The organism is Ectorhizobium quercum (genome assembly GCF_026552795.1).
In the GTDB taxonomy this organism is placed as follows: Bacteria; Pseudomonadota; Alphaproteobacteria; order Rhizobiales; family Rhizobiaceae; genus Ectorhizobium; species Ectorhizobium quercum.
The window spans coordinates 121,496-142,313 of record NZ_JANFPI010000002.1 but is presented as its reverse complement, the minus strand read 5'-3'; the positions used below and the strand labels follow the sequence as shown (position 1 = coordinate 142,313).

At 64.3% G+C, this 20,818-nt stretch carries 17 protein-coding genes; 8 read left to right on the top strand and 9 right to left on the bottom strand.

The features are described from left to right. Window positions 1-367 precede the first annotated feature (367 nt). Together rpoD and NOF55_RS05380 are read left to right on the top strand one after the other, a co-directional pair. Entirely contained in the window at window positions 368-2,419 is a 2,052-nt protein-coding gene (gene rpoD / locus NOF55_RS05385) for an RNA polymerase sigma factor RpoD (RefSeq protein WP_306410318.1), read from the top strand. A gap of 267 nt (window positions 2,420-2,686) precedes the next feature. After that, window positions 2,687-3,757 carry a DUF930 domain-containing protein gene (locus tag NOF55_RS05380; RefSeq protein WP_306410317.1) on the top strand — a complete coding sequence of 357 codons (1,071 nt, stop codon included), beginning with the start codon at window positions 2,687-2,689 and terminating at the stop codon, window positions 3,755-3,757. Window positions 3,758-3,938: 181 nt separating this feature from the next. Here the strand turns inward: NOF55_RS05380 and cysN are convergent, their stop codons facing one another. Then, entirely contained in the window at window positions 3,939-5,420 is a 1,482-nt protein-coding gene (gene cysN / locus NOF55_RS05375) for a sulfate adenylyltransferase subunit CysN (RefSeq protein ID WP_306410316.1), read from the bottom strand. Next, on the bottom strand, window positions 5,420-6,373 hold the full coding sequence (gene cysD, locus NOF55_RS05370; RefSeq protein WP_306410315.1) for a sulfate adenylyltransferase subunit CysD: 954 nt from the start codon (window positions 6,371-6,373) through the stop codon (window positions 5,420-5,422). Before cysD ends, cysN begins: the two co-directional genes overlap by 1 nt. A 404-nt stretch (window positions 6,374-6,777) precedes the next feature. Here cysD and NOF55_RS05365 point away from each other — a divergent pair, with 404 nt between their 5' ends. Then, entirely contained in the window at window positions 6,778-6,939 is a 162-nt protein-coding gene (locus NOF55_RS05365; RefSeq protein ID WP_306410314.1) for a hypothetical protein, read from the top strand. Window positions 6,940-7,021: 82 nt separating this feature from the next. Here NOF55_RS05365 and NOF55_RS05360 read toward each other — a convergent pair whose 3' ends face one another. The 4 genes from NOF55_RS05360 to NOF55_RS05345 form a co-directional block, all read right to left on the bottom strand. Then, window positions 7,022-8,539 (bottom strand): tripartite tricarboxylate transporter permease, encoded by a 1,518-nt coding sequence (locus NOF55_RS05360; RefSeq protein ID WP_306410313.1) that lies wholly within the window; start codon window positions 8,537-8,539, stop codon window positions 7,022-7,024. Window positions 8,540-8,551: 12 nt separating this feature from the next. Continuing rightward, window positions 8,552-9,043, bottom strand: coding sequence for a tripartite tricarboxylate transporter TctB family protein (locus NOF55_RS05355; RefSeq protein ID WP_306410312.1), 492 nt, complete (start codon window positions 9,041-9,043; stop codon window positions 8,552-8,554). Next, window positions 9,040-9,984, bottom strand: a complete 945-nt coding sequence (locus tag NOF55_RS05350; RefSeq protein ID WP_306410311.1) for a Bug family tripartite tricarboxylate transporter substrate binding protein — start codon at window positions 9,982-9,984, stop codon at window positions 9,040-9,042. Before NOF55_RS05350 ends, NOF55_RS05355 begins: the two co-directional genes overlap by 4 nt. Before the next feature lie 210 nt (window positions 9,985-10,194). Continuing rightward, the gene (locus NOF55_RS05345) at window positions 10,195-11,262 is read right to left on the bottom strand and encodes an ABC transporter substrate-binding protein (RefSeq protein ID WP_306410938.1); all 1,068 of its coding nucleotides are present in this window, start codon (window positions 11,260-11,262) and stop codon (window positions 10,195-10,197) included. 77 nt (window positions 11,263-11,339) lie between these two features. Here NOF55_RS05345 and NOF55_RS05340 point away from each other — a divergent pair, with 77 nt between their 5' ends. Both NOF55_RS05340 and NOF55_RS05335 read left to right on the top strand, forming a co-directional pair. Then, complete coding sequence (locus NOF55_RS05340) at window positions 11,340-12,023, top strand: response regulator transcription factor (protein ID WP_306410310.1); 684 nt, start codon at window positions 11,340-11,342, stop codon at window positions 12,021-12,023. Then, entirely contained in the window at window positions 12,020-13,432 is a 1,413-nt protein-coding gene (locus NOF55_RS05335) for a sensor histidine kinase (protein WP_306410308.1), read from the top strand. The genes NOF55_RS05340 and NOF55_RS05335 overlap by 4 nt, the downstream gene beginning before the upstream one ends. Window positions 13,433-13,461: 29 nt before the next feature. Here the strand turns inward: NOF55_RS05335 and NOF55_RS05330 are convergent, their stop codons facing one another. Then, window positions 13,462-14,094, bottom strand: a complete 633-nt coding sequence (locus tag NOF55_RS05330) for a response regulator transcription factor (protein ID WP_306410307.1) — start codon at window positions 14,092-14,094, stop codon at window positions 13,462-13,464. Beyond that, window positions 14,091-16,100: a sensor histidine kinase gene (locus NOF55_RS05325; protein WP_306410306.1), complete on the bottom strand. Its 2,010-nt coding sequence runs from the start codon at window positions 16,098-16,100 to the stop codon at window positions 14,091-14,093. The genes NOF55_RS05330 and NOF55_RS05325 overlap by 4 nt, the downstream gene beginning before the upstream one ends. A 235-nt stretch (window positions 16,101-16,335) precedes the next feature. On the opposite strand from NOF55_RS05325, the gene NOF55_RS05320 reads away from it, so the two are divergent. The 3 genes from NOF55_RS05320 (at window position 16,336) to NOF55_RS05310 (ending at window position 19,379) form a co-directional block, all read left to right on the top strand. After that, complete coding sequence (locus tag NOF55_RS05320) at window positions 16,336-17,340, top strand: TRAP transporter substrate-binding protein (protein ID WP_306410305.1); 1,005 nt, start codon at window positions 16,336-16,338, stop codon at window positions 17,338-17,340. 84 nt (window positions 17,341-17,424) lie between these two features. Further along, a complete protein-coding gene (locus NOF55_RS05315; protein WP_306410304.1) occupies window positions 17,425-18,057 on the top strand; it encodes a TRAP transporter small permease in 633 nt (210 codons plus the stop codon). Continuing rightward, window positions 18,054-19,379: a TRAP transporter large permease gene (locus NOF55_RS05310; protein ID WP_306410303.1), complete on the top strand. Its 1,326-nt coding sequence runs from the start codon at window positions 18,054-18,056 to the stop codon at window positions 19,377-19,379. Before NOF55_RS05315 ends, NOF55_RS05310 begins: the two co-directional genes overlap by 4 nt. 264 nt (window positions 19,380-19,643) lie before the next feature. Here the strand turns inward: NOF55_RS05310 and NOF55_RS05305 are convergent, their stop codons facing one another. After that, window positions 19,644-20,687 (bottom strand): hypothetical protein, encoded by a 1,044-nt coding sequence (locus NOF55_RS05305; protein WP_306410302.1) that lies wholly within the window; start codon window positions 20,685-20,687, stop codon window positions 19,644-19,646. Window positions 20,688-20,818: the final 131 nt, after the last annotated feature.

The window sequence follows — 20,818 nt, the reverse complement described above, 5'->3', positions numbered from 1 at the left end:
GGACCTGAATCCCGGTGCCGGTTCATTTTTCGTTAAGTTTTCCACCGGAAAGGCTTGACGGGACGCAGAATTGTGGGAATCACGATTTGAGTCAAAAATGCAGGGGCCGGACGGGCCGCGGAACCATGACCGGACAGTCTCTCGATAAAGCGCTGCGCACGGTGCGTGCGGCGGCGGTGGTTAAGCAGGAATTAAAGATCGCTCCGATAGGTTCGGAGAAGTGATTCGGTAGCAGGCCGGCGCACGACGATGCGACGGCCTGTCTTTGCGAGTTGCGATATCAAGTTGGAGCGGTTCCGAAGTCGGGAGCAGCCGGGCTTCCGCCCGGATCTTCCGCGAAGAACATAGGCGTCAGGGAAAGCGACGAATGGCAACCAAAGTCAAAGAAAACGAAGAAGCCGAGAACGAGCGCGAAGGTTCTCACGACGGTCCGCTTCTCGATCTTTCTGATGACGCGGTCAAGAAGATGATCAAGGCCGCGAAGAAGCGCGGCTATGTGACGATGGACGAGCTGAACTCGGTCCTGCCTTCGGAGGAAGTGACCTCCGAGCAGATCGAGGACATTCTCTCCATGCTTTCCGACATGGGCATCAACGTCATCGAGGACGAGGATGTCGAGGAAGCCGCGCCGAGCGAGGACGACGACAGCGACGACGACGCCGAAGGCGGCGAGATCGCTCCGTCCTCCGGCACGGCGCTTGCCGCCGCCAAGAAGAAAGAGCCGACCGACCGCACGGACGACCCGGTGCGCATGTATCTGCGCGAGATGGGTTCGGTGGAGCTTCTGTCGCGCGAAGGCGAAATCGCCATCGCCAAGCGCATCGAGGCCGGCCGCGAAACCATGATTTCGGGCCTCTGCGAGAGCCCGCTGACCTTCCAGGCGCTGATCATCTGGCGTGACGAGCTGAACGAAGGCACGACACTGCTGCGCGAGATCATCGACCTCGAGACGACCTATTCCGGTCCCGAGGCGAAGGCCGCCCCGCAGTTCCAGAGCCCGGAGAAGATCGAGGCTGACCGCAAGGCGGCTGAGGAAAAGGAAAAGACCCGCCGGGCGCGGCCGTCCGCCGCCAATGACGACGACATCACCAATGTCGGCGGCGAGGGCCTGCCTCCCGAGGAGGAAGAGGAAGACGAGGACGAATCCAACCTCTCGCTCGCCGCGATGGAAGCGGAACTGCGCCCGCAGGTCATGGAGACGCTGGACGTCATTGCCGATACCTACAAGAAGCTGCGCAAGCTTCAGGACCAGCAGGTGGAAGCCCGCCTTGCCGCCACCGGCACGCTGTCTTCCGCCCAGGAGCGCCGCTACAAGGAACTGAAGGACCAGCTTGTCACGGCGGTGAAGTCGCTGTCGCTGAACCAGAACCGCGTGGATTCGCTCGTCGAGCAGCTTTACGATATTTCCAAGCGCCTGATGCAGAACGAGGGCCGCCTGCTGCGCCTTGCCGAATCCTACGGCGTCAAGCGCGAGGCGTTCCTGGAGCAGTACCAGGGCGCGGAACTCGATCCGAACTGGATGAAGTCCATCGGCAATCTGGCCGGCCGCGGCTGGAAGGAATTCGCCAAGAGCGAAAACCAGACGATCCGCGACATTCGTCAGGAGATCCAGAACCTCGCCACGGAAACCGGCATCTCCATCGCCGAATTCCGCCGCATCGTCTCGATGGTCCAGAAGGGCGAGCGCGAGGCGCGCATCGCCAAGAAGGAAATGGTCGAGGCCAACCTACGTCTGGTGATTTCCATTGCCAAGAAGTACACGAACCGCGGCTTGCAGTTCCTCGATCTCATCCAGGAAGGCAATATCGGCCTGATGAAGGCAGTCGACAAGTTCGAGTATCGCCGCGGCTACAAGTTCTCGACCTATGCCACCTGGTGGATCCGGCAGGCGATCACCCGCTCGATCGCCGACCAGGCCCGCACCATCCGCATTCCGGTGCATATGATCGAGACGATCAACAAGATCGTCCGCACATCGCGCCAGATGCTGCACGAGATCGGCCGCGAGCCGACGCCGGAGGAACTGGCCGAAAAGCTCGCCATGCCGCTCGAAAAGGTGCGCAAGGTGCTGAAGATCGCCAAGGAGCCGATCTCGCTCGAAACCCCGGTGGGCGACGAGGAGGATTCGCATCTCGGTGACTTCATCGAGGACAAGAACGCGCTGCTGCCGATCGACGCCGCCATTCAGGCGAACCTGCGCGAGACGACCACCCGCGTTCTCGCCTCGCTCACCCCGCGCGAGGAGCGCGTGCTGCGCATGCGTTTCGGCATCGGCATGAATACCGACCACACGCTGGAGGAAGTTGGCCAGCAGTTCTCGGTGACGCGCGAGCGTATCCGCCAGATCGAGGCCAAGGCGCTGCGCAAGCTCAAGCACCCGAGCCGCTCGCGCAAGCTGCGCTCGTTCCTCGACAGCTAGGCGACGCGACGATCGCGATATTCCAAAGGCCGGCGGAAACGCCGGCCTCACTGTATTGGCACACCTTGTCTTTCGTCACCCTCGGGCTCGAGCCCCAAGGGTCCACGCCGCATGCGGCACGGTGGATGGTCGGGTCGAGCCCGACCATGACGGAAGAGAGGGATGAACCGTTTGAGCCGGCGTTATCGCCGGCCTTTGCCGTTTGTATCGGCTGACCTCTCGAAGATTTTCCTGCGGATTCCCGATTGAGGATTGGACCTTGCCGGCATGCGGTCTTACATGCGTGTCATGCAGGAAAGGTCACACCAGTCGAGCCGGGGTTTTGCATGGGGCGTTGCGGTCTCGGTGCTGCTGCACCTGTTCGCCGTGGCCGCTTTCCTGATCCACCTGCCCATGCCTTCGCCGACGCAGGAGGAGACGGTTTCGGTGGATATCGTGCCGGAACCCGAGCCGGAGCCCGAACAGGCACCGGAGCCCGAACCCGAACCCGAGGCCGAAGCGCCTCCTGAACCGGAAGCACCCGAACCCGAACCGCCCGAGCCGGAAACGGCCGAGGAGGAGGCGTCGCCGCCTGAACCGCCTGCGCCACGGGCGACCATGCTTGCGATCCCGCCGCCGGTGTCCGACGCTCCCGAATCCGAGACGGCAATGGGGAACACGGCGCCGGAACGGGTGGAAGCGCCCGTCGAGACGGGACCGAAGGCCGAGGAGACGGGTGAGGACGCTTCCGCTCCGACGGCACCCGATGCGCAATCCGAGACGATGGACGACGCCGCCGCCGACGTCGCGCCGGAGGCTGCTGGCGAAGAGGCGCCTGAAGCCGCGGTGGATATTCTGGCGGTCGAGGGAGAGGAGGGGACCGAGATTTCGATCGAGAACCCGCCGGTGCCTTTGCCGCGGCCGGAACTCCCGGCCGGCGCGCCGGAGACCGGCACCGCCCATGCCGCTGCCGGCCCGCTCGAGCCGGCGGAGCGAACGTTCTCCGACGACCGGCTGGTGGCCGACCCCACGTTGCGCGACTCGCTCGGCCAGCTTCCCCTGTCGCGGCGGATCGTTCAGCTTTGCGCGGTGGAGGCGCTATCGCAGATCATGGCGGCGCGGCCGGGCGTTGCCTTGCACGGCATGGTTCCGTTCGCCGACAATGTCGGCAAGGTCGAGAACAACACGCTGGATGCGTCCGGCGGCGCTTACCGCACGATGAGCGGCGACTGGTACGATATCTCCTTCCGCTGCTCGGTGAACCCGGAGCGGATGCAGGTCACGGATTTCAGCTATCGTCTGGGAGAAAAGAAGATTACCCGCGAGGAGCGCCTTGCGCGCGGTCTGTCGCGCGATTGAGGGAAGATGGGTGAAACGGCGGCCCGGACGGACGACAAGACGGCTTATCGTTCTCTTTCGTCATGGTCGGGCCTGACCCGAGGATCCACCGCGCCGCTCGCGGCGTGGAGCGTTGGGGCTCGAGCCCGAGGGTGACGAAGGAAGATGGCGTAAAGGCCGGCGGCAATGCCGGCCTTCTGCCTCATTCCTCGGCGCTGAACACCGTTTTCGCTTCGCCGGCGTTCAGCTTGCAGATCTTGATCCGGTCGCGGTGCTGGGCGAGAAGATCGCTCGAAAGCAGTTTTTCCGCCAGATCCGCCGGCAGGGACAGCAGAACGCGGTCGCCGTCTTCGGTGGCGGTTTCGTCCGTCACCCTGGCGGTGATCATGCCGCCGGCGATGGTGTTGTGGGTTTCGGGATCGATCAGGATGAAGGCGCCGGTCGTGCGGTTGTCGAGATAGGCGTCGAAGATCGCCATTTCCTCGAAATCCAGCCGCACGCTGCCGATGGCGTTCATCGGCAGGTGCAGCGCCGGGTTCCATCGGCCGGTGGCGAGATCGAGCGCGTTCTGCGGCTCGACGACGACACGCTGGCTGCGGCTGCCGGCCTTCAGCCAGTAGCGCTTGCCCGGCTCGATGCCTTCCGGCTGGAGGGCGACCAGCTTGGCGGCGAAGGAAAGGCCGGTCATGGGCTGGCTTTCCTCGGAAACGATCATGTCGCCACGGGCCACGTCGACCTGCCGGTCCAGCACCAGCGTGACCGCGTCTCCCGCCACGGCGGCGTTGCGCACGAGGTCGAAGGTCACGATCTGGCGGACATGGGCGGTTTCGCCCGAGGGCAGGATCGTCACGGCGTCGCCCGGCTTGATCGCGCCGCCGGCCACCGTGCCCTGATAGCCGCGGAAGCTCTCGCCCGGGCGGGCGACGCGCTGCACGGGCAGGCGGAAGCCGCCGGTCTGGGACGAGCGTGCCGGCGAGAATTCGAGCGTTTCCACCAGTGTCGGGCCTTCATACCACGGCATGGTCTCATGCGCGGGGCTGACGACGTTCTCGCCCTTCAGCGCCGACATGGGGATCGCCGTCACCTTCACCGGCCCGAGGTTTCTGGCGAATTCGCGGAACGCGGTAGCGATTTCCTCGAAGCGGAACTGGCTGTAGTCCACGAGGTCGATCTTGTTCACGGCCAGGACGAACTGGCGGATGCCCATCAGCGAGGCGATGGTGGCGTGGCGGCGCGTCTGTTCGAGCAGGCCAGCGCGGGCGTCGATCAGCAGCACCGCAAGGTCTGCCGTCGAGGCGCCGGTCGCCATGTTGCGCGTATATTGTTCGTGGCCGGGCGTGTCGGCGACGATGAACGACCGGCGGTCGGTCGCGAAATAGCGATAGGCGACGTCGATGGTGATGCCCTGTTCGCGCTCGGCCTGAAGACCGTCGAGCAGCAGGGCGAAATCCGGCAGGCCGAGGTCGTTCTGGCGCGAGCCGTCGCGCTTCAGCGACGCGGCCTGGTCTTCCTTCACCGCCTTGGTATCCCAGAGCAGGCGGCCGATCAGGGTCGACTTGCCGTCATCGACGCTGCCGCAGGTGATGAGGCGCAGCGGGCGCGTGTCGCGGCCCGGGCGGCCCGGCTCGGCGAAGGGAATGATCGTGGCGGACGCGGAAATAGCGATCTCGGATGCGGTGCTCATCAGAAGTAACCCTCGCGCTTCTTCTTTTCCATCGAGCCGGACTGGTCTCGGTCGATGGCGCGGCCCTGGCGTTCGGACACGGTTGCGATTTCCAGTTCGGCGATGACTTCGTCCAGCGTCGCGGCTTCGGAGCGGATGGCGCCTGTCAGCGGGAAGCAGCCGAGCGTGCGGAAGCGGATCGAATCCTCCTTGATCTCCTCGCCCGGCAGAAGCGGCAGGCGCGGGTCTTCGGCAAGGATCATCATGCCGTCGCGCTCGATGAAGCGGCGACGCGTGGCGAAATAGAGCGGCGGCAGCGGAATGTTTTCGAGCTGGATATAGCGCCAGATGTCGACCTCGGTCCAGTTCGACAGGGGGAAGGCGCGCACGCTTTCGCCCTTCTTCACCATGCCGTTATAGATGTTCCACAGTTCCGGGCGCTGGTTGCGCGGGTCCCAGCGGTGGTCCGGCGTGCGGAAGGAATAGATGCGCTCCTTGGCGCGGGAGGCTTCCTCGTCGCGCCGGGCGCCCCCGAAGGCCGCGTCGTATTTGCCGGCATCCAGCGCCTGCCGCAGCGCCTCCGTCTTCATGATGTCCGTGTAGACGGTCGAGCCATGCGTGAAGGGGGTGATATTTTCCGCCTTGCCGCGCGGATTGGTGTGAACGACGAGATCGAGGTCGTATTTCTCGGCGATCTCGTCGCGGAAGGCGATCATTTCCCGAAACTTCCAGCCGGTGTCGATGTGCAGCAACGGGAAGGGGATGCGGCCCGGAAAGAATGCCTTGCGGGCGAGATGCAGCAGAACCGAGGAATCCTTGCCGATCGAATAGAGCATGACCGGGCGTTCGAATTCTGCGGCCACTTCCCGGAAGATATGGATCGCCTCGTTTTCGAGCGCTTTCAAATGCGGGTCGAGCGGCGGCCTGGCGGTCTGCGTCGGATGAGCTTCCGTCTCGGGAAGGCTGGTCTGCATCGGGTGTCTCCGGGAAATGCACGCGGCGGGCTTTTCTTTGATGAGGCCGCAGTATCGCGTGTCATCGGGCCGGAAGACAGAAATCCGGTTCCAGAGTGAAGCGGGAAATGAGCAAATGTCACCTGAACGCACAAAAATTGCGCAAAACAATCGACCGCATCCGGATATTCCGGGCGGTTCGGCTCGTGACGGAACCGACATTAGCAGGACGGATCCGAATAATCCATATGAATTTTATGGACAATATGTTTTTCAGGTGCGTGGCTATGAGCTGCAACCGTCGATGCCTATACTTTCGTCGAAGGTTTTTGCATTACAGCCCTGCGTTTTACAATGTTGTAAAAGTGCGTGGCCGGGCCGATCTTGCAACCGTGAAAAAATAGCAAGAATGGATGGAAAAAGTCATGTCCGCTGTAAAGAAGAATGTCTTTCGTCGCACGCTTGCCGTGGTCGGCGCTGCTGTCAGCGCTGCGGCTGCCGTGCGCAATCATCGCCGCCCGAGCGATGCCGCGCTTCGCGAACTGGGAATCGATCCCGCAGGCTTCCCGTCCGTCCGCGAATTCTGAGCGGGGCGGCGGGTTCCCCCGCCGCAATCTCCAGAGTGCTTGATGAAGAGAACTCCGCCCGAGGCGGGGTTCCCGTGGTGGATCAGTCCTCGTTTGCTGCAAGCTGGCCCAGAATCTTTCCGCGTCCGCGCAGGCGCAGGATGAGCGGAACGACGAGTGCCGCCGCGGCGAGAAAGAGCAGCGTTGCCGCGATCGGCGAGGTGATGAGCACCGTAAAATCGCCCTGGCCGATGGCCAGTGCGCGGCGCAATTGCTGTTCGGCGAGCGGCCCGAGAATGAGGCCCACCACGACCGGCGCAATCGGATAGCCCAGCACCCGCATCGCATAGCCGACCACGCCGAACGCCAGCAGCATGCCGAGTTCGAACACGGACGGATTGGCGCCGATGGTGCCGAGCGTGGCGAACAGCAGGATTCCCGCATAAAGCCACGGCCGCGGAATGGTCAGCAGCTTCACCCAGAGGCCCACCAGCGGCAGGTTGAGGATCAGCAGCATGAGGTTGGCGATCAGCAGGCTGGCGATCAGGCCCCAGACGAGCTGGGGATTGGTGGCGAACAGCAGCGGCCCCGGCTGGAGACCGTATTGCTGGAAACCGGCCAGCATGATCGCCGCCGTGGCCGAGGTCGGCAGGCCGAGGGTGAGCAGCGGGACGAGCGTGCCGGCGGCCGAGGCGTTGTTGGCGGCTTCCGGCCCGGCGACGCCCTCGATGGCGCCGTTGCCGAATTCCTCCGGATGCTTGGTCAGACGCTTTTCGGCGGCATAGGACAGGAAGGTGCCGATTTCGGCGCCGCCTGCCGGCATGGCGCCAATGGGGAAGCCGATGGCGGTGCCGCGCAGCCAGGGTTTCCACGACCGCGACCAGTCCTTCGCCGTCATCCACACCGAGCCGCGCACGGCCTCGATGGTTTCCTGAACGCGATTGCCCTGTGCGGCGATATAGAGCGTTTCGCCGATGGCGAACATGGCGACGGCGAGCGTCGTCACCTCCACCCCGTCGAGAAGATCCGGAACGCCGAAGCTCATGCGGGCCTGCCCGCTCAACTGGTCGATGCCGATGATGGCGAGCGCGAAGCCGACGAAAAGCGAGGTCAGGCCGCGCAGTGTCGAATCGCCGAAGGCCGAGGAGACGGTGACGAACGCCAGCACCATCAGCGCGAAATATTCACGGGGGCCGAAGACCAGCGCCAGCTTGACGATGACCGGTGCGATGAAGGCCAGCCCGATGGTGGCGATGAGGCCGGCGATGAACGACCCGATGGCCGCCGTCGCGAGCGCCGGGCCTCCGCGACCGGCCCGGGCCATCTTGTTGCCCTCGAGCGCGGTGACGATGGAGGCGCTTTCCCCCGGCGTGTTGAGCAGGATGGAGGTCGTGGAGCCGCCATACATGCCGCCGTAGTAGATGCCGGCGAACATGATGAGCGAACCCGCGGGATCGAGCTGGAAGGTGATGGGCAGGAGCAGCGCCACGGTGAGCGCCGGCCCGATGCCCGGCAGAACGCCGACGGCCGTGCCGAGCGTCACGCCGATCAGCGCATAGATCAGGTTCATGGGCTGGGCGGCGACCACGAGGCCCTGGGCGAGAAAATCGAAAGTGCTCATGGCGTGTAATCCCTAGAACAGCAGGTTTTCGAGCGGGCCGGCCGGCAGCGAAAGCTGCAATTGCCGGGCGAAAACGTACCAGACGCCCAAACAGAGAAGGATGCCGACCGGCAGCGAGATCCAGAGCTGCCGCCTGCCGAACGCATAGGCCGTCGCGGCGAAGAGCACGCCGGTGGCGATGGAAAAGCCTGCGGTGTTGAGCAGCAGCATCTGCGCGGCCAGGCCGCCGACGATCCACAGGACCGGCCTTGCTTCCTGCGGCTCGCGTTCGGGAAAGTCGCCCCGGAAGGCGGCAATTACCGTCCAGACGGACAGGCCGAGCAGCGCGAAGCCGATGGCGTAGGGAATGGTGGCCGGGCCGACCGGCGAATAGCTGACGATGGCGGAAAGCCGCGATACATCCCAGAGGATGACGCCGGCGAGGGCTGCGAGGCCGGCCGCGACCGCAAGCGCCGCCCTGTCGGGGCGGCGCGGCGACGATGTGCGAAAATCGTTATGGCTCATTTGACCAGACCGATATCCTTGAGGGTGGCTTCCGTCGTGGCGATATCCTCGGCGAGTTGCGCCTCGAAGGCGGGGCCGGCGAGATAGGTGTCCTGCCAGCCCTTGGTCTTCAGCGTTTCCTGCCAGCTTGCGGAGGTGACGAGCTTTTCGATGTCGGCGGTAATGGCGTCCTTCTGCTCGTCGGTAATGCCCGGCGCGGCGGCGACCATGCGCCAGTTCTCCACGACCACGTCGAGGCCGGATTCCTTCAGCGTCGGGCCGTCGATGCCTTCGATGCGCTCGGCGCTGGAGATGGCGAGCAGGCGCAGCGTGCCGGACAGAATCTGCGATTCGAACTCGCCATAACCCGAAACGCCGGCCGAAACCTGGCTGCCGAGAATGGCCGCCAGCGCCTCGCCGCCCCCCGAAAACGCGATGTAGTTGATCTTGGTCGGATCGACGCCGGCCGCCTTGGCGATCTGGCCGACGAGGATGTGGTCGGTGCCGCCGGCCGAGCCGCCGCCCCAGGACACCGAGCCGGGGTTCTGCTTCAGCGCCTCGATGAGATCGCCGATGGTCTGGAACGGCGAGGACGCCGGAACGACGATGGCCTCGTATTCGCCGGTCAGGCGGGCGATCGGCGTCACGTCCGTGAGGGTGACGGGCGCGTTATTGGTCAGGATGGCGCCGACCATGACGTAACCGCCGATGATGAGCGCGTTCGGGTTGCCCCTGGACTGGCTCGCGAACTGCGCGAGACCGATGGTGCCGCCGGCGCCGGGCACGTTCTGCACCTGAACGCTGCGGGAAATGCCTTCCTGTTGCAGCACGGTCTGGATCGTGCGGGCCGTCTGGTCCCATCCGCCGCCGGGATTGGCCGGAGCGATGATGGTGTAGTCGGCGGCGACGGCCGGGAGCGAGAAAGAGCCGGCGACGAGCGCGGCGAGAAAGAGTTTCTTCAAGATCGTTTCCTCCGTTTCCGCGTTCGCGACGCGGATGATTGAACGGACACGGAAGAAGCGAACGTGAAGAAGGGCGGCCGAATGGATCGTGGCCGCGCCGGTTTCGACTCCTCCCGAGTCACCCCGCCTTTCGCCTCCACGAAAAACGGAATGGCATAAGCCACCACATTAAGCTGACATTTAGCTGACGGACGAAGGACGATGCTGGGCTTATTGCAGCCGCAGCGTCTCGTTCCAGCGCTTGATCAGCCGGGTCCGCTTGACCTGATCGTAATAGACCATGAGGCCGAGGCTGACGGGAACGGGCTTGAGCTGGGCGCCGTGGATCTCATGCATCGTGGTCGCGGTATTGTCGCCCGTGACCTCGGGGCTGACGGCGGGAATTTGCAGCTTCCGTGCCATGATCTGCTGGCCTTCGCGCGACATGAGGAACGCCAGATAGCGGCGCCCGAGGTCGGGAGCGGCGGCGGCCTGCGGCACGAGGCCGATTCGCGACATCACCACCGTATAGTCGCGTGGCAGGAGGATGCCGACATCCGGGTGGCGCGAGGCCCAGTCGGCGGCGTAGGAGCCGAGAATATTGTAGCCGAGCAGGAAGCGGCCGTCCGAAACGCGCTCGAGAATCGCCTGACTGGTCGAATAGAGTTTGACGCCGGCCTCGCCCATAGCGCGGATGACGGCCCAGATGTCGCTGAACTGTTCCTGGTCGCGGGCCATGAACAGGAACCCCACGCCGGACCGTTCGATGTCATAGGTGCCAATGCGGCCGAAGACGGAATCCCCGTTCGTCTTCAGGAAATCGACGAACTCGGCGCGGGTGGCCGGCGCCGACCGGCCGGCGAAACTCGGCTTGTGATAGACGAAGACCGCCGGCTCGAAGGTCAGCGCATAGGCGGTGTCGCGCCAGCTCGCCCAGTCCGGCCATGCGTCGCTCATCGGCAGGTCGCTCGGCTGGGCGTAGCCGTCGTTGCTGAGCTTGATCTGGAGGTCCATAGCCGAGGAGAAGGCGAAATCCGCCGTCTTGTGGCCGCTGTCCGTCTCGCTGACGATCCGGTCGTAGATTTCGCCGGTCAGCATGTCCTCGTAGGAAACGGCGACATCCGGGTTCGCGGCCTGAAAGCCTTCGATCATCGGGCGGGCCAGCGGTTCGTCGAGGGAGGAATAGATGGTGAGCACCGGCGCATTCTCCGCGCCGGATTGCGCCGGGAAGACGACGGGAGCCGCCCGTGCCGGAGCCGCCAGGACGAGGACAATCCAAAAAAGGTGGACGAAGCGCATAAGCCGATAATGCCGGAGCGATGGCGTGTTCACAAGCGGCGCAAGCATGGATAATCTGGCGGGGAGGGGGAACTGACGTGCGTTTGCTGCTGGTCGAGGACAATGAGGCGCTGGCCGACGGGCTGCTCGCCATTCTGCGCGGCAGCGGCTACGCCGTCGATGCGGTCGGCGACGGCGCGTCCGCGCTTGCCGCCATCACGGCGGAGGCCTTCGATCTCGTCGTGCTCGACCTGAACCTGCCGGAAATGGACGGTCTCGAGGTGTTGAAGGCGATCCGCGGACGGCAGAACCGCACGGCGATCCTCGTCCTGACGGCGCGCGGCGCGCCGGAGGAGCGCGTGCGCGGTCTCGATCTCGGCGCGGACGACTATCTGACCAAGCCCTTCGACGTCAGCGAACTGGAGGCGCGCATCCGGGTCCTGCTCCGGCGGCAGGCGGGCCTTCGGGCCTCGACGATCGTGTGCGGCGCCGTGACCTTCGATCTGGTGTCGCGCGCCTTTTCCGCCGCAGGCGTGCCCCTCGACATTCCGGCACGGGAGCGGGCGGTGCTCGAAACGCTGTTCCTGCGGGCCGGCAAGGTGGTCTCCAAGGAGGCCATCATGCAGTCGCTGATCGGCTTCGACGAGGATCTGAGCCTGAACGCCATTGAGCAATATATAAGCCGCCTGCGCCGTCGCCTCGCGCCGCACGGGCTGACGGTCAAGACGGCGCGCGGCATCGGTTATTATGTCGACAGGGCTTTCGACGGGCGCGCGGAATGAAGCGCTTCGGCCATTCGTTGCGTGGCCGCCTGCTGGCCTGGCTGCTGATCGCCACGGTGGTCATGGGGGTGCTGGCGCTCGTCGATACCTGGCGCGATGCCGTCCAGACCGCGCAGACGGTTTCGGACCGGGTGCTGACGGGCTCGGCGCTCGCCATCGCCGAGCGCGTGGTCGTGGCGGAGGACGGCTCGCTGGAAGTCGACATTCCCTATGTCGCGCTGGAAATGCTGACCTCGGCGGCGCAGGACCGCGTCTTCTACCGGGTGGACGGGCCGCCCGGAACCTTCATCACCGGCTACCAGCAACTGCCCGTCGTCGGCGTTCCCGCCGGGCAGGTGACGGCGTTCGCCAACGACACGTTCCGTGGCGAGCCGATCCGCGTCGCGACGTTGCAGCGGTCCGCATCCACTGGCATCCGGTCCGTTCCCTTCGTCGTTACGGTTGCCGAGACGACGATCGCGCGACGGCAGCTTTCCGAGGCGATCCTGCTGCATTCCGCGCTGCGGCTTCTGATGATGATCGCCGGGGCAGGGACCATCGTGTGGATCGCCGTAACCGTTTCGCTGCGGCCGCTGCACCGGCTCGGCGAGACCATCGCCCAGCGCAACCCCGACGATCTCCAGTTGATCGACCAGGCCGTGCCCAGCGAAGTGGAAGGGCTGGTGGAAACGGTCAACACCTTCATGGAGCGTCTCGGCGGCGCGCTGAAGGCGCTGCGCCAGTTCACGGGCAATGCCAGCCACCAGTTGCGCACGCCTCTTGCCGTCGTGCGCACCCAGCTTGCGCTTGCCATGCGCGCAACCTCGCTCGACGAAGCGCGCGAAGCCGTTCGCAAGGGAGACGATGCGGTGGCGAGGGCCGAGCGCATCCTGGCGCAATTGCTGACGCTGGCGCGGCTGGATGCCGCCGCGACCGGCAGGCAGCAGCCGAAGGGCGAGATCGACCTGACCGCTACCGCCCGGCTGGCGACCGCCGAGCATGTGCCCGCCGCCGCCGAAGCCGGGATCGACCTCGGCTTCGAGGGCGACGAGGCGGTTCATGTGCGGGCGGAACCGCTGCTGATCGGCGAACTGCTTCGCAACCTGATCGAAAACGCCATCGCCTATGCCGGACACGGGGCGGAAGTTACGGTGCGCTGTGTTCGCGCGGACGGCACTGCCCGGCTGGAAGTGGAGGACAACGGGCCGGGCATTGCGCCCGAACGGCGCGGCGCGATGCTGACCCGGTTCGTGCGCGACGAGGGTTCGGAAACGGCGGGAACGGGTCTCGGCCTGCCGATCGTCGAGGAAATCGCCTCGCTCTATGGCGGAACCGTCGTGCTCGACAGTGGCGCGGGCGGTCGCGGATTGAAGGTCGTCGTGCGTTTCGGCCTGACCGAAGAGCGGGCCCACCCTGCTGGCCGCGAGTAGCGGGCGGACTGGAGGGCGGCAGCTTCCTCTTATACTCGCCAGCCCGTCATTCCGGCCTTGTCGCGTATCTCGGGGCCGATCAGCGCGGCCAGTTCCAGCGCGTTGCGGACCCCCATCTTGGACAGCACGCGGCCGCGATGGACCTCGACCGTGCGCATCGCGATGCCGAGCGCGTCGGCGATCTGCTTGTTCATCGCCCCGGTCAGCATCAGCGCCATGACCTCCTGTTCGCGGGCGGAAAGGGTGGCGCGCCGGGCAGCGAGGTCGCGCTGCGTTTCCGCCTCGGCCTGGGCGGCATTACCCGCGGCAATGGCGTTCAGCGCCAGATCGACGATCTGGTTGTCGTTGAAGGGTTTCTCGACGAAATCGAAGGCGCCGGCCTTGAGCGTGCGCACCGCCACGGGCACGTCGGCATGGCCCGTCAGGAAGATTACCGGCACCACGGAGCCCATCGCGCGCAGGCGCTCGTAGACCTCGGGCCCGGAAAGCCCGCCCATCCGCACATCCATGATGATGCAGGCCATGTCGTCGAGCGGCTGGGCGCCGAGGAAGGCCTCGCCGGAGGCCCACACGCGCGCCTGCAGGCCGCGCGAAGCCAGCAGGAAGGCCAGCGAATCGCGGATCGCATCCTCGTCGTCGACGATGTCGATCATACCGTTCATGCGGCTTCCTCCGTGACGCCGGTTTCCGGGCCTGCCAGCGGCAGGCTGACGCGGAAGACCGTGCCGCCTCCCGGCGCGGGCCGGTGGGTGAGCTGCCCGCGATGCAGCTCGATGATGGAGCGGCAGATTTTCAGCCCCATGCCCATGCCCTGCGCCTTGGTGGTGGCAAAGGCATCGAACAGGCGGTTGTCGAGGCCGGGGGCGATGCCGCTGCCCTGATCGACCACCTCGATCACCGCCTGACCGTCCTGTTCGCGCAGGTGGACCGTCACCTCGTCGCCGTGGCGGCGTTCGGACATGGCCTCCATTCCGTTGCGGATCAGGTTGATCAAAACCTGTTCCAGCAGGATGCGATCCGCCGTGACGGGCGGAACCGGCGTGCTCTGCGCCTTCAGCCTGACCCGGTGCTCGCGCGCATCGGCATCGAGGAAGCCGAGCGTTTCGGCGATCACCTCGTCGAGCCGGGTTTCGATGAATTTCGGCTCGCGTTTTTTCACCAGATCCTGGATGCGGCGGATGATCAGTCCGGCGCGCCCGGCCTGTTGCGCCAGTTTGGCCGTCGCGTCCTTCAGGGTCTTGGGATCGGGATCGCCGCGTTCCATCAGGTTCAGCATGCCGGCGGCATAGGAGGCGATGGAGGAAAGCGGCTGGTTCAGTTCGTGCGCCAGCGTCGAGGCCATTTCTCCCAGCGTCACCAGCCGGCCCGTGCGGGCCATCGTCTCGTCCTGGGCGCGTGCGAGGCGGGCGGCGCGCTTGGCCTCGGTGATGTCGATGACCGATCCCATCCAGCCGCGATGGACGCCGCGCGCGTCGATCAGCGGTGCCTCGAAGACCTGCACGTCGATCTCGTGCCCGTCGCGGTGGCAGAAGCGGGTCTCGAAACTCTGGCTGACGGCGCCGCCGGCGGCCAGCTTGCGATGGCGCTCCTGGGTTTCCGTCAGCGTCGCCCGGTCCCAGTAGGGCATGGGCGGATCGCGCCCGACCAGTTCCTCCGCCCGCCAGCCGACCAGATTGCAGAAGGCCGGGTTGACGAACAGAATGCGGCCCCGATGGTCCTTGGCGCGCAATCCCACGGTCAGGCTTTCCTCCATCGAGCGGCGGAACGCCGTTTCGCCGCGCAGTTGCAGCTCCACGGCGCGGCGGCGCTGGGCGGAGCGGAACAGCACCACCAGCGCCAGGATCGCGAAGGCTGCCAGGCCCGCAATGGCGCCGAACAGCGCCGCCGAGCGGAAGCCCGCCGGCCGGTCGTAGGCATTGATGTGCAGCCAGATGCCGTGCAGAGGCGGATCGAAACTGATCGTGTGCGACGGATTGGCAGGGTCGGGTTGCAGCCGTTGCCGCGTGGCCAGCACGGTGTCGTCGGCACCGACGATCCGGACGCCGTATTGCTCGGCGATCCACCAGGGCAGGTGCCTCTGGAGCAGCAGCGGCATGGAAACGGTCGCGGTCAGGACGCCGGCACGCTCGGGCAGCTTCATGCCGATGGAGACGATGCCCTGCGGGCTGACCGCGCCGTAGACGGGGCGTGAGGGCTGCGCCTCGATCTGGAGGAGCTGCATGACCAGAGCGTCGTCCGTCGGCGCGCCGTCGCCGGGCAGCGAGCGCATCCTTGCGCCTTCCGCGTCATGCCAGACGATGGCCAGCGCTTCGGGATTGGTGACGATATGGCTGCGTGCCCGGGCGTCCATCGTCGCCATGTCGATGCCGCCGACCGTGTCCATCGCCAGGCTGACGAGCATGTCCTCGTCGATATTGAGCTGGAAGCGCAGCGTCTGCTCGACCCAGAGCGCATCGGTTGCGAGCTTGAGCCGCGCCTGTTCGTTTTCGCTGCGGCTGACGGCCCAGACCAGCGCCCACACCAGTCCGACCAGTGCGATGATCGCCACCAGCGGAACGAGGGAAAGAAGGTCTATCCGGCGCTGGGGAACGGCGTTTTCAAGCGCCCAGGGGACGGCACCGGGCAAATCCGGGTCCGGCCGTCCGGCCGCGGATTCGACTTTGCTCATGTCGGACATCACCGGCTGCGTGTCTCCTCCGCCGCACCATCGGACCATTTCCTCCACCTCCCGATCGCGGAAATGCTCCCACACTTCGAGCCCGTGCCCGCGATTCCGTTTCTGCATTTTCCGGAATGGCTTCGGCGCCCGCTATTGCGGAAAACCACAATAGCGGAATTGTGACCCGTGTGACAAGAAGATGGCAGACCCGCCGCGGGAGGGCGGGATAAACGGAGGACATCACATGCTTACCCGTCGCACACTGGCCCGCCTTGCGGGCGCCGCCGCCATTGCGCTCGCCACCGCTCTGCCGGCTCTCGCCAACCCCGTCGTCATCAAGTTCAGCCATGTCGTCGCCCCCGATACGCCCAAGGGCAAGGGAGCGCTGAAGTTCAAGGAACTCGCCGAGCAATATACCGACGGCGCCGTTTCCGTGGAGGTCTATCCGAATTCGCAGCTCTACAAGGACAAGGAAGAGCTCGAGGCGCTGCAACTCGGCGCGGTGCAGATGCTTGCGCCGTCGCTGGCGAAGTTCGGCCCCCTCGGCGTCCAGCAGTTCGAAATCTTCGACCTGCCCTTCCTGATGAACGGCTACGACGACCTGCGCAAGATCACCGACGGTGAAGTCGGCAAGAGCCTTCTGGGCATGCTGGAGGACAAGGGCATCAAGGGGCTGGCCTACTGGGACAACGGCTTCAAGGTGATGTCGGCCAATTCGCCGATCCACACGCCGGATGATTTCCTCGGCCTGAAGATGCGCATCCAGTCCTCGAAGATCCTCGAGGCGCAGATGCAGGCGCTGAACGCCGTGCCGCAGGTCATGGCCTTCTCGGAGGTCTATCAGGCATTGCAGACCGGCGTCGTCGACGGCACCGAAAACCCGCCGTCCAATATGTTCACCCAGAAGATGCACGAGGTGCAGAAGCACGCCACGCTCTCCAACCACGGCTATCTGGGCTACGCGGTCATCGTCAACAAGAACTTCTGGGAAGGGCTGGACCCGGCGCTTCGCGAGAAGCTCGACCGCGCGATGGCGGAGGCGACCGTCTATGCCAACTCGATCGCCAAGGAAGAGAACGACTGGGCGATGGAGCAGATGAAGGCCGCTGGCCGTACCCAGTTCCACGAACTTTCCGAGGACGAGCGCGCGGAATGGGTGGAAGCCCTTCGCCCGGTCCACGACCAGACGGCAAGCCGCATCGGCCCCGACCTGATCAAGCAGGCCTACACCGTTCTGGGCATCGAATAAGCCCGTTTTCCCGGAAGGGAACCCTCGGGGCGGCGTCAGGGTATGAACCCCGGGGCGCCCCCCTTTTTTGAGACGAGGTTTGCCATGTTGCTGCGCATCCTCGACCGTTTCGAAGAAATCCTGATCTCCTTTCTCATGGCTGCCGCCGTGGTGTTGATCTTCGTCGCGGTCGTTCACCGTTTTTCCATCGGCTTCGCCGCCGATCTCGTGGCCTTTGGCCGGGCCAACGACATGCCCACCCTGATGGCCTGGGCGCGTTCGACCTTCCGTTCCATCAACTCGCTCAAGCTGACCTGGGCGCAGGAGGCCTGTATCTACCTGTTCGTGTGGATGGCCAAGTTCGGCGCCGCCTACGGCGTGCGGCAGGGCATCCATGTCGGCGTCGACATGCTGGTGATCCGCCTCAACGAGAAATGGCGCAGGATCGTCACTTCCATCGCCATGTCCGGCGGCATCCTGTTCACCGCGATCATCACCTGGATCGGCACCGACTTCGTCTATCACGTCTGGAGAGGCGGACAGATTTCGGCCGACCTCGAAATGCCGATGTGGATCGTCTACCTGGCCGTGCCGCTCGGCTCGGCGCTGATGTGCTTCCGCTTCATCCAGGCGCTTTATCTCTATCTCACCACCGGCTACATCGCCCATCACGACCACGGTGCCGTGGACGGGATCGGGGATGAGGGCGCCGATACCCATCAGGGAGGCCGCGCATGACCGCCCTCATCATCTTCGCAATCCTCGCCGTCCTGCTCGCGACGGGCATGCCGGTTTCCATCGCGCTCGGCCTGACGGTGTTCAGCTTCCTGTTCGCCTTCACCAACATCCCGATGGACAGCATCGCGCTGAAGCTGTTCACCGGCATCGAGAAGTTCGAGATCATGGCGATCCCGTTCTTCATCCTCGCCGGGAACTTCCTCACCCACGGCGGCGTCGCCAAGCGGATGATCCGCTTCGCGACCTCGATGGTTGGTCACTGGTATGGCGGCATGGGGCTTGCGGCGGTGCTGGCCTGCGCGCTGTTCGCGGCGATTTCCGGCTCCAGCCCGGCCACCGTGATGGCCGTCGGCTCCATCCTCATCCCGGCTATGGTGAAGATGGGCTATCCGCCGCATTTCGGCGTCGGCACCGTCGCTTCCGCTGGCGGCCTCGGCATCCTCATTCCGCCCTCTATCGTCATGGTCATGTATGCGGTGGCGACCTCGGGCATGGTGGTGCAGGGCCCGAACGGCGAGACCGTGCTTTCCGCTTCCATCGGCACGCTGTTCATCGCCGGCGTCGTTCCCGGCCTGATGCTGGCGGCGATGCTCGGCTTCACCACCTTCCTCAAGGCCTGGAAGGGCGGCTATCCGCGCATGGAGCGGGCAAGCTGGGGCGAGCGCTTCCGGGCGCTGCGCGAAAGCATCTGGGGCCTGCTGCTGATCGTCATCATCATGGGCGGCATCTATGGCGGCATCTTCACCCCCACCGAAGCCGCCGCCGTCTCGGCCGTCTATGCCTTCATCGTGGCGGTGTGGATCTATCGTGACATCCGCCTGAAGGACGTGCCGAGGATCCTGCTGACCTCCGCGGGCATGTCGGCCATGCTGCTTTACATCATCACCAATGCCGTGATGTTCGCCTTCATCCTGACGTCCGAGCAGATCCCGCAGGCGTTGTCGGACTGGATCGTCAACCTCGGCTTCGGCAAGATCGGCTTCCTCCTGATGGTGAACGTCATGCTGCTGGTCATCGGCATGGTGATGGAGCCCTCGGCCATCGTGCTGATCATGGCGCCGATCCTCTATCCGGTGGCGGTCAAGCTCGGCGTGGACCCCGTCCATTTCGGCATCATGCTGATCGTCAACATGGAGATCGGGCTCTGCACGCCACCGGTGGGTCTCAACCTCTATGTCGGCTCGGCGATTTCGAAGCTCGGCCTGACGGAGGTGTCGAAAGCGGTGATTCCGTGGCTTCTGACGGCGCTCGTCTTTCTGGGGATCATCACCTACATACCGGAAATATCGCTCTTCCTGCCCAACCTGCTCGGCATGAACTGACGAAAACCCGGCGGCGGGCAGACTACCCGCCGCTCCCGACAAGCTTCGGCCACGGTCCAGCGACCGTGGCCGAAGCCGTTTCAGCCGTCTTGGAGAGGGTTGAGAAATCCGACGTCTCCCTCGGATTTTTTACCGGAAAGTTTATGTATAAGTATTTGGTTTTAAAGAAAAACGGTGGGCCCGAAGGCAGGGGGTTGTCGTTGAAATCATTGAAGTTTTTCGGGTCATTCACTCAGATGCTCCCTCTCAAATCCGAATGTTTTTCTACCACGGTTTTGGTATCTCGCCATTGATAAGACCATAGATTACCGCTGCCACCAAGGCTGAGGTAAATGCCAATCCCCAAGAGAGGAATGTTGGCAATGCGCGTCCAACAATTCCCGGCTTGCGAGGGCTGAGATAGATCACGGTGTTGGGGATCAGCCTCTTGTGCATCTGCACGACCACAGCTGCAATAAGCACCACAGCTGCAAGAAATGCGATGCGCCCCCAAAAATCCAAGTCTGGGATCAAAGCGACAACGAAAAGCAGCATTAGCCCATTCACGTTCAGACCGAACTTCCGCACAGATGTTGCCAAGGGCTTCTCGAAACTTCTCATGTGAGCGACCAAAGACTCGGCTTTGCCCGTGACCCAACTTTCCTGAGCGCCTTGAACGCGAACTTCGTTTTCGCCTTCGGCATTCAATTCGATCACAACCATCTTATTCACACCGTAAAGGTCCGGCTCCTGAATATAAAGCCGAAGGTAACGGTGCTCACCCAGTCTCTCGCTCTCGTTGAGGAAGTCGGCGGCATACATGTTGGTCTCGATGCGGCGCTCGCGGAAGCTGACCGTGACCGTATTGTGTCCAAAGTCGCTGGCAATAAACTGGATCAAGTGACGCACATCTTCGGCATAAAGCCGGACAGCGCCTATCTGCCGAACAGCAGTATGTAGCTGTTCGGGCGACGGACCCTGTTTGGTCGCCGAGTTGTCTTGGTCATGCGGATGCAGGATGAATGTGCCGCCTGTCCCGAGCGTTGATGACCATCGACCCCGGACCTGCCCGTTTTCAGTGAGCGTCCCATTAACTTCAATATCGCCCGCCGCGACGCCCTCTGCCGTTTGCTTGGCAGTTCCGCAGAGTAGGAGTATCTTGCCGTCGAACTTTCCGTCCACATCAAACAGCGCAAGTCCGAAAAGGTGGTCTTGTAGTCGGATCAGACCCTTCAGGTTGTCCTGGTTACTGGGGTCGAGTTCGACGAACACGTTGCCGGTGTTCGTGCCGTAAATGTTACCAGCCCAAAGCCGACTCAGTGTGCTCATGAAGTCTCCGTATTCGTTGAGCGAGAATATCAGGCGCAGTGACCGTAACGAAGTACCTGCAACATCTCGGACACGAACCCGCAGCCGTGAGCGTGCAATACATGCGCCTGACCTGGGTACCTGAACGCTAG